The following is a 14,851-nucleotide window of genomic DNA, read 5'->3' as shown; positions in this document are numbered from 1 at the left end:
CGCTCGCGCCTTTATATCCAACCCCAATTAATTGTCTGATTACCTGGACTCTCTTTTTTCTTCTCAGATAGACTCGCATCTATCCGTTTCGCAGATTCATCCTTTCGAATTATCCGCGGGTCCGCTATCAATTATCATCCATTCAAAGAACTTTCTAGCTCCTGTAACTCTCTCGAGCTTTTCTCGCTAAATGTAGTATCCCGTAAAATCCGCTTCCGCTATTGGCCAGATTCCGTAAAACCCGGTAAGCCTCCGCTTCATTCCGATTACCATTTTTTCAATCAATCGTAAAGATCTTCTCTCTTTACGCTCTTTCAATCCCTTCAACCTTTCCCGCTTTCAGAACCATCTTCCGTTTTGGGAGTGCAAAGGTAGAAGCTTTATTTCACTCTGCAAATCTTTTCTTAACTTTTTTTTCAAGGCTTCTATACCTCAATCAAAAACCAAAAGACTACCTCAACACTTCAACTCCAAACCCAACCGCCTACTGCGATTGGGGATGCAAATGTAGAAGAAGGTTTTGGTACTGCAAGGGGTGTGTTAAAAAATTTATTCCAATGTTAATTCCTATGGATTGTTTCTGTACGATCTGGTCCAACTGATACCAATGTAATTGGTACTTCTAATTCTGTTTCAAGGAATTTTATATACTCATTTAACTCTGCAGGCAAACTTTCTTTCGATTCTCTGAGATCAATATTCCAACCTTTTAATTCAGTATAAATCGGAATTATTTTTTCATTCACTTGTTCGTACGGAATCATATCGGTGATAGTACCGTCTTTCAATTGATATTTAGTACAAATCTTTATCGTTGAAAAGATACTTAACACATCGGCCTTCATCATTAATAGCTGCGTAACTCCATTAATCATGATGGAATATTTTAAAGAAGGCAGATCAATCCAACCACATCTCCGTGGTCTTCCTGTAGTAGAACCGAATTCTTTTCCTTCTTTACGCATCAACTCACCCTGATCATCAATTAACTCCGTTGGAAAAGGACCACTGCCCACACGTGTGCTATAGGCTTTAAATATCCCATATACTTCTCCAATATTTCGAGGTGCTACGCCAAGACCTGTGCAAGCGCCAGCGGTAACTGTATTAGAGCTTGTTACAAATGGATAGCTACCAAAATCAATATCTAGCAAAGCACCTTGAGCACCTTCTGCTAAAATGCTTGAGCCAGCTTTGAGTTCCTTATTCAGAAAATATTCACTATCGATAAGATCAAACTCTTTAAGAAAATCAACAGCGTCTAAAAATTGACTCTCCAGTTCATTCCAATTGAACTCTACATTATGTTCCTTCAGAATTTTAAAATGGATATCCGTAAGTTTTTTTAGTCTATCCTTAAAGTTATCAGCCAATATATCTCCGACACGCAAACCCTGTCTACCGATCTTATCCTGATATGTTGGACCAATTCCTTTTAATGTTGATCCGATCTTATCCACTCCTTTTGCTTTCTCATATGCAACATCGAGTAAGCGGTGCGTTGGCAAGATGAGCGTTGCTTTTTTGGATATGAACAAATTCTTCTTCGTGTTCAAATTATACTTGGCAAGCTTCTCTATCTCAACCTTGAAAACAATTGGATCTAACACTACGCCATTTCCAATCACATTCTTTGTGGCTTCACGAAAAATACCAGAAGGAATCTGGTGGAGAACATGTTTTATACCATCGAATTCTAATGTGTGACCTGCATTAGGACCTCCCTGGAATCTTGCTACGACATCGTATTTGGGTGCTAACACATCCACAATCTTTCCTTTACCTTCATCGCCCCATTGAAGGCCCAATAAAACATCTACCTTAGACATTCGTGAAAATCTTAATATAAAAGTTATTTAATTACTTCGGTCTCAGACTGTATAATCTGGAATATGGCATTCAGCTTGGTGATAACCAATAACTTCTGAACGCTTTCGGAGGGCTGCATCAAATATACCTCGCCTCCTTTATTTCTGAATTTTGTAAGTATCGTAATTAATACACCTATACCACTGCTATTAATATAGCGCAGGTTTGAAATATCAATTACACATGTTAATGCTTTGTCTTGTATAGCACTATTAACGACTTCTATTACCGATGCCCCGCTATCTTCACCGATCAAATCTCCAGAGAGTTTGATCAACAGTCGATCTTGTTTAGTCTCGTAAGTAAAATTCATAGGCTAATTCGCTGCAGCTATTTTATTTTCGCAATTCTGCTTCGTGCAGGAAGCGTATAGTATTAGTGAGTGGTGCATAACATTAAAATGCAGTATCTCTTCCACCGTATTCTGAATGTTTTGTATGCGTGGATCACAAAACTCAATCACTTTATGACACTCTGTACAGATAAGATGGTCATGTTGTTTGTAGCCATACGATTTTTCGTATTGCGCCAGGTTCTTTCCAAATTGATGCTTGCTAACAAGATCGCATTCCACCAGTAAATCGAGCGTGTTATACACAGTGGCGCGACTAACCCGGTAGTTTTTATTTTTCATGCTGATGTAAAGTGATTCTACATCAAAATGACCATCGCGAGAATAAATCTCTTCCAGGATCGCATAACGTTCCGGAGTTTTCCGCAGCTCCTTGTTTTCAAGGTATGCTGTGAAAATCTTTTTTACTTCTTCGTATAATTTCGGATTGAGTGCCATGAAATAACGGGCAAAGATAATCAGGTTTGCAAGATTTGCACTACTTGACTCAACTGAACAGTTTTTCCTTTTTTTTCAGGATTTTAAATCGCCAGAACCTTCTTCAGAAACAAGCTTGACACAAAAAAAGCAACACCAGAGAATTGAAAGTCTAGGGCTATTCTTTTGAGTCAAACCGACTTACTTTCACAACTCCCTCCACACTTCTTAATTTTTCGATAAGCTGCTCAAGGTGCCGAGTATCGTTTACGTAGAGCATTATTTCTCCTTCAAAAATCCCTGAATCGGTATGAATCGACATGGAACTCATGTTCACTTTAAGTTCTTCGGAAATAATTTTAGAAACATCATTAATGAGACCGACACGATCTGTTCCCCGAATTTTTAATCCCGTAAGGAAAGCAACTTCATGTTGAGATGTCCACTTCGCCTTTACCACGCGGTTTCCATGGTGCGAGAGCAACTCTGGAGCATTAGGGCAATTTGTTCTATGGATTTTGATTCCTTCACTAACCGTAACGAATCCAAAAACATCATCGCCAGGGATTGGCGTACAACACTTGGCAAGTTTGTAATCGACAACGTCCATATCCTCCCCTACCAGCAAAATATCTTCGTAACGTCCTTTTATCTTAGTGATCTCCTGCTCAATCGTTTTGGCGTCTGCCACTTGAATATTCGGACGATTTTTGAGTGGTGAAGTCGGTTTATTCTCAACAAATCTTTTAATGTCGGCCGCTGTAATAAAACCTCTGCCTACTCTATAGTACAATTCAAAGTTTGCCTGAACTTTAAAATGTTCACGCATTTGTTCCAGTAATTGTTGATTCGGATCTTCTTTTAATTGGCGAAGCTTTCGCAGAAGAATTTCTTTTCCTTCTTCAGAAGATTTTTTCTTATCTTCTTTTAATTCATCCTTGATTCTTGATTTCGCTTTGGAGCTTACAACAAAGCGAAGCCAATCTTCGTGAGGCTTTTGTTTGGCGGATGTTAAAATTTCTATCTGATCGCCATTCTTCAAAACATAATTAATTGGCACCAACTTATTATTCACTTTGGCACCTATGCACTTTGATCCTACCTGCGTGTGGATTTCGAAAGCGAAATCCAAAGCTGTAGCGCCATATGGCAATGTTTTTAACTCACCCTTAGGGGTAAAGACAAAGACTTCTTCACTAAAAAGATTTCCGCGGAAATCATCCACAAAGTCGAGCGCAGAGTGGTTGTTCTGTTCTAACAGGTCACGTACGCGTGCCAGCCATTTCTCCAGGTTTGATTCGGCCGTTGTGTTCGTGTCTTTATATTTCCAATGAGCCGCATAACCTTTTTCCGCGATCTCATCCATGCGTTTGCTTCTGATCTGTACCTCAACCCATTGTCCATTTTTCGCCATCACGGTTGTGTGCAACGATTCATACCCGTTTGCTTTGGGAGTGCTGATCCAATCGCGTAAGCGGTCTGGGTTTGGGGTGTAATAATCTGTTACAATAGAATATACTTGCCAGCACAGGGCTTTCTCATGCTCCATGGTTGTATCCGAAATGATACGAATGGCAAACAGATCGAATACTTCTTCGAAGGGAATATTTTGCTTTCGCATTTTATTCCAAATGGAGTGAATGGACTTGGGGCGTCCTTTAATTTCATATTCAATGCCTAGTTTATCTAGTTCCTCTTTGATAGGAACCATAAACTGCTTTATGAATTTATTTCGGGCTGCTTTTGTAGCGTCAATTTTCTCTGCTATAGAGCTGTAAATAGGTCGATCGGTGAATCGCAGATAAAGATCTTCAAGCTCTGTCTTGATCGCATTTAATCCCAGGCGATGCGCAAGAGGCGCGTATAGATATATAGTTTCGTTTGCAACTTTTAATTGTTTGTTACGCGGCATACTATCCAGCGTACGCATATTGTGCAGACGATCAGCAAGTTTGATAAGAATTACCCGTACATCCTCCGAAAGGGTAAAGAGCATCTTACGGAAATTCTCTGCTTGTTGAGACGTTCCATATTCAAAAACACCGCGGATCTTTGTCAGTCCATCGATGATCCTCGCGATTTTTTTTCCAAACATCCGCTCGATGTCGGTTAGCTCGATGTCAGTGTCTTCCACCACATCGTGCATAAGCGCAGCAATAATAGAAGTTGTTCCCAACCCAATTTCCTCCACGCATATCTCGGCCACCGCGAGTGGATGGAAAATGAAAGGTTCTCCGGATTTCCTGCGCATGTCTTTATGCGCCTCCAAAGAAAGGGTAAAAGCTTTCTTTATCAATTTGGCATCACCGTCTTTTAGGATCGGTTTTGCCTTGCGTAATAGTCTTCTATATCGGCTGATGATCTCTCTTTTCTCCTGCTCGGCATCAATTACCATCATGTAATGTCTTAAATTTTGTCGGATTTTATGGGTTTTTGGCCCAAATTCCGAAGTTTATTAATTAAAATCGTAAACTATTCTTTATTTCTGAATATTCTATAAATTTGCGCCTCCAATTTCCGGATGTGGCGTAATTGGTAGCCGTGCCAGACTTAGGATCTGGTGCCGCAAGGCGTGGGGGTTCGAGTCCCTCCATCCGGACCATTTTAACCCTCTATGTTCGTAACAACACACGGGCATTGAGGGTTTCTGGTTTTCTCAGGTAAACAATCAAACGTTATAAGCTTTGGAAATAACACTGAATAAAAAGAACAACACAGAAGGTATAATTAAAATTAAATTAACCGAAGGTGATTATCAACCCCACGTTGAAGAAAAGGTAAAGGATTATTCGCGTAAAGCAAATATCAAAGGCTTTCGTCAGGGTAAGGTTCCTAGTGGAGTGATTAAGAAAATGTTCGGCAAGTCTATTCTTGTAGATGAAATCAATCATCTGCTTTCCCATAAGCTTTCGGATTACATAAAAGATAACCAAATCAAAATTCTTGGTGACCCGCTTCCTAATCAGGATAAGGCAAAAGCAATTGATTGGGAAACTCAAACAGATTTCGAATTCGAATATCAGATTGGCATGGTAGATGAATTTACCTATGATGTTTCATCAAAGGTGAAAGTGAAATCATATCCCATTGAAGTTGATCAGAAAACTATTGATGAAACGCTTAATGATGTAAGAAAGCGTTTCGGTAAAGTTAGTTACCCTGAAACATCAGAAGCTGGCGATAACATCTTCGGTGAGCTACGCGCTCAGGAAGGTGATTTCAAGAAAGAACAGGCGTTCATTTCAATTGAAAAAGTTGAGAAGAAAGAGCAAAAGAAATTTACCGGCCTGAAGAAGGACGAGGAAGTTGAGTTCGAAGTAAGCAAAATTTTCTCTGACGAGGCTGAGACTGCTCAATTATTGGGTATCTCAACGGAAGAAGCAAAGTCTGCAAAAGGAAAGTATATATTCAAAGTAGCAACGATCAGCCGTACAGAACCTGCTGAAATTAATACTGAATTATTTGATCGCGTGTTCGGCAAAGATGCTGTAACTACAGAAGAAGAATTTATCAACAAAGTAAAAGAAACTGTAAGCGAAAATTATAAGCGTGAGTCAGATCACTTCCTTGATCATAATATCGAAGACTACTTCATTACGAACACAGCTATTAATCTTCCGGACGATTTCCTGAAGTCATGGTTAATGTCCAGCAGCAATGGCGAGGTTACTGAAGATGTGATCAACAAAGAATTTGAACACTATAAAAGAGGTTTGAAGTGGGATCTTGTAAAAAACCGTATAGCGGATGACAACAAGATTACCGTTGAAGCTGATGAAGTTCGGAGCAAGGCTAAAGAATTAATTGTAGCTCAGTTCGGAGGACAAGCTTTTATTGAACAATTGGGCGATCGTCTTGATGGAATTGCAGATAACTACCTGCAGAATGAAAATGGCCAGAACTTCATGCGTCTATACAATCAGTTACGCGGCGAGAAGATTCTAAAGTATATTAAGGACAATATCTCAATAGAAGAGAAAAAAGTATCTGTAGAAGAGTTCAAGAAAATTGTAGCCGAGCATAAGCACTAGTCAGAGGCAGTTGCCTTGTGATCTGATTATCGGAACAATAAAGTATTCATAGTTTACGTCAATGGTTTTAGTTCGTGAATTTACTCGGACTAAAACCATTTTCTTTTTAAATGGGTTTAAAGAACCAAAGGGTTGGAATTTTGGAGTCGGATGGCTAAGATTACCATTATTTCAATCTACATAAAGTAATTATCCTTTATTAAAATATGCATTATAACAACGAATTCAGAAAGTATGCCGTGCATCATTTAGGAATGAGCGGCAATACAGTTGACAGCTACGCACAGCAAATTCAAAACATGACACAATATGTTATTGAAGAACGTCCAGGTAATTTTCGTGCGATCGATGTGTTTACTCGCCTTATCTCTGACCGGATTATTTTCTTAGGAATGGGTATTGATGATCAGATTGCAAACTTAATCACCGCTCAATTGCTTTTCCTCGAATCTTCCGATCCGAAGAAAGATATCATAATGTATATAAACAGTCCTGGTGGATCGGTTTACGCCGGTCTTGGAATCTACGACACTATGCAATATGTAAATCCTGATGTTGCTACTATCTGCACAGGACTTGCTGCTTCTATGGGAGCCGTATTGCTTACTTCCGGATCTGCGAAGAAAAGATCTGCTCTTCCACATGCGCGGGTTATGATTCACCAGCCAATGAGCGGAATGCAAGGTCAGGCTTCTGACATGGAAATATCCCTGAAGCAAACACTGGAGGTTAAAAAGGATCTTTACAACATACTTGCAAAGCACAGCGGAACAAAGTATGAGAAAATTGAAAAGGATTCTGATCGTGACTACTGGATGCGCGCAGCAGAGGCTAAAGAATATGGATTAATTGACGAAGTTTTGGAACGTAAGAAAATCTAACCTTTCGGCACGTTTTCCGTCTAACCGATGTTCAGAATATTCAGTACCTTTGAGGTTGTTCTGGGCATCGGTTTTTTAATTTAAAATATTTATGGCTGAAGTTACATGTTCGTTTTGCGGAAGAAGTAAAAAAGATGTTGACCTGATGATATCGGGTATACATGCTCATATTTGTGATAAATGTGTAACACAGGCGAATCAAATTCTTAGTGAAGAAAAGAAGAGCAAAACGGAAGCTGGTTTTTCACCAAACTTCAAACTTGTTAAGCCTCGTGAGATCAAGAAATTTTTGGATGAATATGTAATCGGTCAAGACGAAGCCAAAAAGGTTATGTCAGTTGCCGTTTACAATCATTACAAACGACTGATGCAGCGCAAACTTGATAATGATGTTACGATTGAAAAATCAAACATCATTATGGTTGGTGAGACCGGAACAGGAAAAACATATCTTGCTCGTACACTTGCAAAAATTCTTCAAGTACCTTTTTGTATTGCCGATGCAACTGTATTAACGGAAGCTGGATATGTAGGTGAAGATGTTGAAAGTATATTAACGCGTTTGCTCCAATCTGCTGATTACAACGTAGAGGCTGCTGAACGTGGTATAGTATATATTGATGAGATCGACAAGATAGCTCGTAAATCAGACAATCCTTCTATTACCCGTGATGTGAGTGGAGAAGGTGTACAGCAAGCTTTGCTTAAACTTTTAGAAGGCACTGCTGTAAACGTTCCGCCACAAGGTGGACGTAAACATCCCGATCAAAAAATGATCACTGTAAATACAGAGAACATCTTATTTATTTGTGGTGGTGCATTTGAAGGAATCTCCAGGTTTATTGGAAATCGATTAAACACTCGTCCGTTAGGATTTGTTGCCAGCCATGATGGAACGCACCCTGGTGATCTTGATAAAGATAATTTATTGAAATTTATAACTGCGCAGGATCTGAAGAGCTTCGGACTTATTCCTGAATTAATCGGACGCTTGCCAGTGGTATCATTCCTTAACCCGCTTGATCGCGAAACGCTTCAGCGCATTTTGACTGAACCAAAGAATGCTCTTATGAAACAGTATAAAAAACTGTTTGAAATGGAAGAGATTCAATTGGAGTTCAAAGAAGGTGCAATTGATTTTATTGTTGAAAAAGCAATGGAATTCAAATTGGGTGCTCGTGGCTTACGCGGTATCTGCGAAGCGATCATTAACGATGCCATGTTTGAGTTACCTTCTGAAAAAAATACGGATCGTCTTGTTATCAGCCGCGCTTACGCTGAAGAGAAATTTAATAAATCTCAATACAGCAAACTGAAAGTAGCGTAGGCACTATAGATTTCAACAATCAAGCCTGAATATATACTCTATATTCAGGCTTTTTTATTATCGTTAAGATATCCTGTCATTAGTCGGGCTGTGTTTTGAGAAGCAGAGCCTGTGTCGAGGATATTAATAATCTCATCGTAATTGGCCAGCATGTTATTTCGATATGATGCATTGTTCAGCAACTCATTCAGCTCGTGTGATACTTTATCTGGATTTGCATCACCCTGAATCATTTCCTTTACCACTTCCTTATCTGCAATCAAATTTACGAGCGATATATAGGGAACCTGAATGATCCACTTCACAACGGTATAGGTTATAAAACTTGTTTTATATACTACTATCTGTGGCACTTTGAAAAGCGCTGTCTCAAGTGTAGCAGTGCCCGATGTTACAATGGCCGCCTTTGCATATAGCAAAAGATTATAGGTGTCTTCAAAAACAAATTTCACATTAGGAAGATCTTTTAATCCACCATACATAACCTGGTCGAGATTATTTACCGCAGCTACTGCAAATTGAGTATCCGGAAATCGTTTTGCTACATCAACCATCAATGGAACAATTGTATTGAGTTCCTGTTTGCGACTTCCTGGCAACAAGGCGACAAAAGATTCTTGACTATCAATATTATGTCGCACTAAAAACTCATTGTCTGGTACATGTGCTTTCACGGCATCGAGTACCGGATTTCCAACGTAGTCGACATCCCAGTCAAACTTTTTGAAGAAGGGTTTTTCAAATGGGAGTATAACAAATAGCCGGTCAACATTTTGTTTCAAGTCTAACGCGCGGCCCTGGCGCCATGCCCATACTTTCGGTGGAATATAATAGAACACTTTTATACCCACCTTCTTACCGAACCTGGCGATGCGCCTGTTAAAGCCACCATAGTCTATCAAGACTATAACATCTGGTTTAAACTGAAGTATATCTTCTTTGCACCGGCCTATATAGCGTGAGATCTTTGTAAGATTTGTAAGTACTTCAACAAAGCCCATGAAGGCGAGGTCCTTGTAATGAACCAGCAGATCAACGCCAGCTTCTTGCATATGCTCGCCTCCGAAGCCCCGGAAAATAGCATTTGTATCTTGCTGGTGCAGTGCCTTTACCAAATTCCCTCCATGCAAATCCCCGGATCGCTCACCTGCAATGATATAATATCGCATTATTAACTGTACTTGGTTACGAGGTACGAAGTACGATTTTTAGAAGCTATTCCCCAAAATACTCCACGTAGTTTCGAGGAGTTTCATAGAGACGGACACAATGGAGTTTCCCAAACGATGTAATCGAAGCAAGCTTGGCGTCCAGTATCTTCCAGATTTCTACAATCAAATTTTCACAACTTGCCAATTTCCCCTGCATGAAATCAACATCCGTGTTCAGGTTTTTGTGATCCAGTTTTTCGATCACCTCTTGACGTATCAGCGTACTCAGCTTTTTGAGGTCCACAACAAACCCAGTCTCAGGATCAGGCTTACCCTTGACAGTAACAATGAGGTCAAAGTTATGACCATGCCAGTTTTCATTAGCACAAGGCCCAAAAACCTCAGCATTCTTCTCTTTAGACCACTGCGGGTTATAGAGTTTATGCGCTGCGTTGAAATGTTCTTTGCGGGAGATGTGGAGCATCTATGCTTTGTTTGACAACACAAATATATACTAAGTGTCTGTAACCAGTTATACCCGGATATTAACACTTCTAAAAAATTAGCTTTCTAAAAAAACTGTTTTGACCAATCTTGCAACCTAGATTACACGATATAGTTTATTCGCATTCATTTAACCCTAAATCATCTTACGCAATGAAAATCAGATTCGTTGGACTGTCTTTGTTAATTTTACTTACTGACCTTAGCGCAAATGCACAGAGTGTTGTAGGAGATCTTCCAGGAAAAGGACTAGACATTCAAACTGGCCCCGGAGGTTTTGTTACACAGTTACCACTGGCACCGGCCGAAACAAAAGGAGATGTTTATTTAAACTCAGATTGGGCTGTCGCTGACATCAAAATATTTAACCAACAAGGCGAACTAAAACAGGTCCCTATCAGAATTGATCTCAAAGCAAATGAGGTAGAAATTAATACACAAAATCAAGTAAAAATATTGTCTGGAATTAAAGTTGATCGAATTTTAATCACGAATAACAAAACAGGTTCTATAGACAAGTATATTAATGCAAAGAAATACAAGCTAAATGGTGTTTCTGCAAACGGATTCGTAAAAGTGCTTGATAGTGCCAAATGGCAACTATTCGTTAAACCTCAATTGAAGCTAGTGCAATCTAACTATGTAGCAGCTTTGGATGCAGGAGATCGTAACGATAAATGGGTAAAAGAAGAGGTATACTTTTTTTCCAAAGACTCGAATCTTTATCAGGTATATTCATCCACGAAAAAATTCAGTCAACAGTTCGGTGAGAATGCAAATAAAGTTCAAGGATTTATTAAGACTAATAAACTAAATCTCAAAAATTATAAAGATCTGTTTGGCCTATTCAATTATTTAAACGAAAACATTTAAAATTTAAAAAGAAGAGAGGCTGTCTATCTGAGCCAGCCTCTCTTTTTCCTTTATTTTTTAACCCCGTGAGATGTAGCATTAGCTTTCTGTCGGAGAGTGCCGACAGACTCATCAGCTTGGTCTAAGATTTCAAAAGTATCTCCAGTCTTTACAATTCTGGCAATAACAAGCTCTACGTAGTTACCTGAATTATCAAAAAATTTATCCTGGTCATCCGTACTAAGTCCTTCATAGGTCAACACCAATTCTTTCTCTGGCACTGCCCTGCTGGCAGTAATTTTAATTGGGATTACAAAAGGCCCTAATGGTTCGCCATTAAATTCTCCATCAAAACTAATCGCATAGGGGTTAACCGTAATTGTGTAGGTACCATCTGCTAAGTCTGCAGGCAATACAAATTCCTCGGGAACCGAACCTGTAGCTGCAGACTCTACTAAATCATCGTTTTCATCGTAAACAAAAAAATCGAGATCAGTTAGATCAGCTAAATCAAATTCCTCATCATTAAACTCAAATGTATAGCTCCAATCAATCGAAAATCCAACTTCGGAAGGTACCGTTGCATCATGAATTGTATACTTAACCGTCTTTGAAGTTAGTGTCGAATTAACAGTACGACTGTCACCTATTTGAATGGTTACAGTTTCATCTCCTTCCAATATATCGTCCGCAGAAAATTTCAAAGCTATATTCCCTGTCGTTGTAAAAGCCGGGATCACAACTTTCTCGGGAATTTCAAAATCTTCTCCCAAAGTTGCCTCTCCTGAAACTGTAATATAAATGGGGATATCAATTAATTGTGGTTCTGACAGCGTAATTGGAAAGTTATAAGTAATATCCTGCTCATCCAAAGTGACTTCCGTAGTAGGAACATCGCTAATTGTTATTGATGGATTTGCGGCTTTTATGCTAGAATCTCCTTTGTGATCGTCATCATCTTCACAAGCCGTGAAGATGATGAATGATGGAAGAAGTAGTAAACAAATTATTTTTTTCATAGTTGATTTCTTTTTACTGAAAATGAGTAGTAACCTTTACTGTTTAGCGAAAGTGAACGTATAGCTACGTTCATTGCCTCCTGTAATTATATACTCAAAAAAAAGATTTCCTGTGGCTGCATCAACATAACCTGTACCGGAAACCTCATTTGAATAAGCATCGCACAAAGTTTGTGTTGCAATTGTGAGCTCACCACAAACATCGCTAAATATAATGGGACATTCTGAAACTCCGAGGTCTGCCAAAGTCCAATGACCTGTCAATTGAGTGCCATACACCCCAGGTGAGATCTCAGAAATAACTTCTGTTCTTGGTCCAACTGCTTGTCCCGTGATTCCTGAAGCCGGTCTGTTGTAAACGCCCGTAACGGTATAGGTGCCTGCCAGATTTGAGGAGCAGTTAACCGTAACATTATACCTTCCATTTGCAGGAGCTGAGTAAATGATTCTTCCATCTTCAAGCGTTTGTCTAACCGTAAACGTGAATACATCACCGATGCGAAGATCTGATTCTTGCTTACCTGTACCATTCAAAAATTCAGAAAGAGTTGTTAGTTCAACTGTATGTGGTGTGGTTTCAAACTCCTCAACAACAACCTCGGCCCCCCCATTATACTGTTTTACTACTGCATAAGATTCAACGGCACTGCCGCCAGTTTTTTTATTTACAATTAATGAAAGATCATTGTCCGTAAATGTCACTTCTCCAGTTGTGGCGTCAGGAACTCCTAATACTTTACCGCTAGAGCCCGTAACAGCTACAATAGCTCCTCCTTCTTTAGCATCTTCTGTTATCAGATCATCTGGTTCTACACATGAATATGTAATCCAAATCAAGGATAACGCCAATACCGTAATTGAAAATACTTTTATATTTCGTTTCATAAGATTCAGTTTTGATATTAGATTAATTGACATCCCACCATACTTTGGTATTCAAATCATCAGCACCTTGACGAGCAATAGCTGTGTTTAAATTGGTACCGTTTCGTGTAGCTTCAATTTGAGGATATGGAACTCTAACTGGTATTTTACCGCCATTTTCGCCTGAGACGGCAGGGGTAAGTACAGGGAAACCTGTTCTTCTCCACTCGAACCAGGTTTGCAGTCCCTGATCGAATGTTGCCAAATACCGTTGTGTGGCAATCAATCGAAGAGCATCGTTCGCATTATAAGCTTGATTAGCAATCACATTCGCAGCAGCAGCATCTACTGAGGTCGGTACTGTGAGTCCACCAAGCGTAGTTCCATCTGCATCTATAACCGCTTGCAAAGGAGCACGATATTGTTCAAAAGAGCCCTTAATTCCGTTCTCATAATATGTTTGAGCAGAAGCATCTCCTCCTGATATATAACCCTTCTTAGCAGCCTCAGCAAGAATAAACTGAAGTTCTGCATAGCTCATTAACATACCTGGTGCAGTGGCAGCTGTGAAATAATCTCCAATCTTAGATGTATTGGCAAGTCCGTTACCGTTATAAGCTGCTGCATCTGCAGAAGTGAGCCCATTCGGTATACCTACAAATTCATCAATTCCCTCTGCTGGATTAGCATAGACCATAAGCCTATCATCCTCCATATCCACCAGCATATCGATCAAATTCTTACTAACCCTATGATCATCACGACTCTTTCTGTTTTCGTTGATTGGATTGTTATTTGGTGATGAGCCAAGATAGATTAACGCTGCGTTGTCAGAATTACTCTCAAAAATTGGATATGTAGCCGGTGCTCCAACGATTTTAGACATCTCCGTTGTTGCTAAAGAAGCATCTCTGTCCGACATTCTAAGTAACAATCTTAATCGAAGCGAATTGGCGAATTTTTTCCATTTAGTTATATCATTCTTAAAAAGGATATCACCAGCGATTGCGGTACCGTCTGGATCTAATAAAGAATTTGCTTCGTCAAGCTTAGCAATTATATCACGGTAGATGGCTTCTTGTGTATCATACTCAGGGCTTAGAATGCCTCCATCTTCTCCAGCACCCTTCCAAGCTTGAGAGTATGGAACATCACCGAATAAATCTGTTAGCTCAGCTGCAATATATGCTTGTAGTACCAATGCTACACCCTGATAATTTGGCTGGCTTCTCTCGCCGCCCAATTTATATATCAAGGCAGCATCTGATCCATTGGCAGCGTAAAAACTACTCCAGGTTGTATTAACAACGTCAGGGCGGTATACATACCGATCTTCATCTGTATACTGGACTTTAGCCATGTGCTGAGCCCAGCAAGAGCCCATCTCATGTCCAAGAAATATTTCATGAACACGATCTGTCATACTTTCAATAGCATTGGTAAGCAATTGATCGGGTGCGGCTTTATCTACTGTAGGAGAGTTAACGTTATTATTAATCTCATCGAAGTCATTAGTACATGCTGCGACACCCAAGAAGAATGTCACTAACAGAAATAATCTATATATATTATTTTTCATACTTT

General features: G+C 39.5%; 13 protein-coding genes and 1 tRNA gene. 5 read left to right on the top strand and 9 right to left on the bottom strand.

Annotated features, from left to right (window positions below):
* Positions 1–560 precede the first annotated feature (560 nt).
* The 4 genes from B5Y40_RS19250 to B5Y40_RS19235 all read right to left on the bottom strand — a co-directional run bounded on the left by B5Y40_RS19250 (position 561) and on the right by B5Y40_RS19235 (position 5,036).
* The gene (locus B5Y40_RS19250; RefSeq protein ID WP_079688422.1) at positions 561–1,829 is read right to left on the bottom strand and encodes an adenylosuccinate synthase; all 1,269 of its coding nucleotides are present in this window, start codon (positions 1,827–1,829) and stop codon (positions 561–563) included.
* A 23-nt stretch (positions 1,830–1,852) separates the two neighbouring features.
* Entirely contained in the window at positions 1,853–2,182 is a 330-nt protein-coding gene (locus tag B5Y40_RS19245; RefSeq protein ID WP_079688421.1) for an STAS domain-containing protein, read from the bottom strand.
* 3 nt (positions 2,183–2,185) lie between these two features.
* Positions 2,186–2,659, bottom strand: a complete 474-nt coding sequence (locus tag B5Y40_RS19240; protein WP_079688420.1) for a Fur family transcriptional regulator — start codon at positions 2,657–2,659, stop codon at positions 2,186–2,188.
* Positions 2,660–2,816: 157 nt separating this feature from the next.
* The gene (locus B5Y40_RS19235; RefSeq protein ID WP_079688418.1) at positions 2,817–5,036 is read right to left on the bottom strand and encodes a RelA/SpoT family protein; all 2,220 of its coding nucleotides are present in this window, start codon (positions 5,034–5,036) and stop codon (positions 2,817–2,819) included.
* Positions 5,037–5,155: 119 nt separating this feature from the next.
* On the opposite strand from B5Y40_RS19235, the gene B5Y40_RS19230 reads away from it, so the two are divergent.
* The 4 genes from B5Y40_RS19230 (at position 5,156) to clpX (ending at position 8,877) form a co-directional block, all read left to right on the top strand.
* A tRNA-Leu gene (locus tag B5Y40_RS19230) sits at positions 5,156–5,240 on the top strand.
* 82 nt (positions 5,241–5,322) lie between these two features.
* Positions 5,323–6,669 carry a trigger factor gene (locus B5Y40_RS19225; RefSeq protein WP_079688417.1) on the top strand — a complete coding sequence of 449 codons (1,347 nt, stop codon included), beginning with the start codon at positions 5,323–5,325 and terminating at the stop codon, positions 6,667–6,669.
* Positions 6,670–6,875: 206 nt separating this feature from the next.
* Entirely contained in the window at positions 6,876–7,550 is a 675-nt protein-coding gene (locus tag B5Y40_RS19220) for a ClpP family protease (protein ID WP_079688415.1), read from the top strand.
* Positions 7,551–7,641: 91 nt separating this feature from the next.
* On the top strand, positions 7,642–8,877 hold the full coding sequence (clpX, locus tag B5Y40_RS19215) for an ATP-dependent Clp protease ATP-binding subunit ClpX (protein ID WP_079688414.1): 1,236 nt from the start codon (positions 7,642–7,644) through the stop codon (positions 8,875–8,877).
* A gap of 44 nt (positions 8,878–8,921) precedes the next feature.
* Here clpX and lpxB read toward each other — a convergent pair whose 3' ends face one another.
* Positions 8,922–10,046 (bottom strand): lipid-A-disaccharide synthase, encoded by a 1,125-nt coding sequence (gene lpxB, locus B5Y40_RS19210; RefSeq protein WP_079688413.1) that lies wholly within the window; start codon positions 10,044–10,046, stop codon positions 8,922–8,924.
* 46 nt (positions 10,047–10,092) lie between these two features.
* Complete coding sequence (locus B5Y40_RS19205) at positions 10,093–10,512, bottom strand: 6-pyruvoyl trahydropterin synthase family protein (protein ID WP_079688412.1); 420 nt, start codon at positions 10,510–10,512, stop codon at positions 10,093–10,095.
* A gap of 173 nt (positions 10,513–10,685) precedes the next feature.
* Between B5Y40_RS19205 and B5Y40_RS19200 the strand changes: the two genes are divergently transcribed.
* The gene (locus B5Y40_RS19200; RefSeq protein WP_079688411.1) at positions 10,686–11,405 is read left to right on the top strand and encodes a hypothetical protein; all 720 of its coding nucleotides are present in this window, start codon (positions 10,686–10,688) and stop codon (positions 11,403–11,405) included.
* A 50-nt stretch (positions 11,406–11,455) separates the two neighbouring features.
* Here the strand turns inward: B5Y40_RS19200 and B5Y40_RS19195 are convergent, their stop codons facing one another.
* Genes B5Y40_RS19195 through B5Y40_RS19185 form a run of 3 tightly spaced genes read right to left on the bottom strand, consistent with a single transcriptional unit; the run spans position 11,456 to position 14,846 of the window.
* Positions 11,456–12,403 (bottom strand): hypothetical protein, encoded by a 948-nt coding sequence (locus B5Y40_RS19195; protein WP_079688410.1) that lies wholly within the window; start codon positions 12,401–12,403, stop codon positions 11,456–11,458.
* Positions 12,404–12,439: 36 nt separating this feature from the next.
* Positions 12,440–13,288 (bottom strand): hypothetical protein, encoded by an 849-nt coding sequence (locus B5Y40_RS19190; protein WP_143785825.1) that lies wholly within the window; start codon positions 13,286–13,288, stop codon positions 12,440–12,442.
* Positions 13,289–13,310: 22 nt separating this feature from the next.
* Entirely contained in the window at positions 13,311–14,846 is a 1,536-nt protein-coding gene (locus B5Y40_RS19185) for a SusD/RagB family nutrient-binding outer membrane lipoprotein (RefSeq protein WP_079688407.1), read from the bottom strand.
* Positions 14,847–14,851: the final 5 nt, after the last annotated feature.

It is taken from the genome of Ohtaekwangia koreensis (assembly GCF_900167975.1).
In the GTDB taxonomy this organism is placed as follows: domain Bacteria; phylum Bacteroidota; class Bacteroidia; order Cytophagales; family Cyclobacteriaceae; genus Ohtaekwangia; species Ohtaekwangia koreensis.
The sequence above is the reverse complement of the archived record's forward strand: the minus strand, read 5'-3'. Positions and strand labels throughout refer to the sequence as shown.

Coding starts and splice junctions, on each gene's coding strand:
- B5Y40_RS19250 (WP_079688422.1), bottom strand. CDS start 1,829: ATGTCTAAGGTAGATGTTTTATTGGGCCTTCAATGGGGCGATGAAGGT.
- B5Y40_RS19245 (WP_079688421.1), bottom strand. CDS start 2,182: ATGAATTTTACTTACGAGACTAAACAAGATCGACTGTTGATCAAACTC.
- B5Y40_RS19240 (WP_079688420.1), bottom strand. CDS start 2,659: ATGGCACTCAATCCGAAATTATACGAAGAAGTAAAAAAGATTTTCACA.
- B5Y40_RS19235 (WP_079688418.1), bottom strand. CDS start 5,036: ATGATGGTAATTGATGCCGAGCAGGAGAAAAGAGAGATCATCAGCCGA.
- B5Y40_RS19220 (WP_079688415.1), top strand. CDS start 6,876: ATGCATTATAACAACGAATTCAGAAAGTATGCCGTGCATCATTTAGGA.
- clpX (WP_079688414.1), top strand. CDS start 7,642: ATGGCTGAAGTTACATGTTCGTTTTGCGGAAGAAGTAAAAAAGATGTT.
- lpxB (WP_079688413.1), bottom strand. CDS start 10,046: ATGCGATATTATATCATTGCAGGTGAGCGATCCGGGGATTTGCATGGA.
- B5Y40_RS19205 (WP_079688412.1), bottom strand. CDS start 10,512: ATGCTCCACATCTCCCGCAAAGAACATTTCAACGCAGCGCATAAACTC.
- B5Y40_RS19200 (WP_079688411.1), top strand. CDS start 10,686: ATGAAAATCAGATTCGTTGGACTGTCTTTGTTAATTTTACTTACTGAC.
- B5Y40_RS19195 (WP_079688410.1), bottom strand. CDS start 12,403: ATGAAAAAAATAATTTGTTTACTACTTCTTCCATCATTCATCATCTTC.
- B5Y40_RS19190 (WP_143785825.1), bottom strand. CDS start 13,288: ATGAAACGAAATATAAAAGTATTTTCAATTACGGTATTGGCGTTATCC.
- B5Y40_RS19185 (WP_079688407.1), bottom strand. CDS start 14,846: ATGAAAAATAATATATATAGATTATTTCTGTTAGTGACATTCTTCTTG.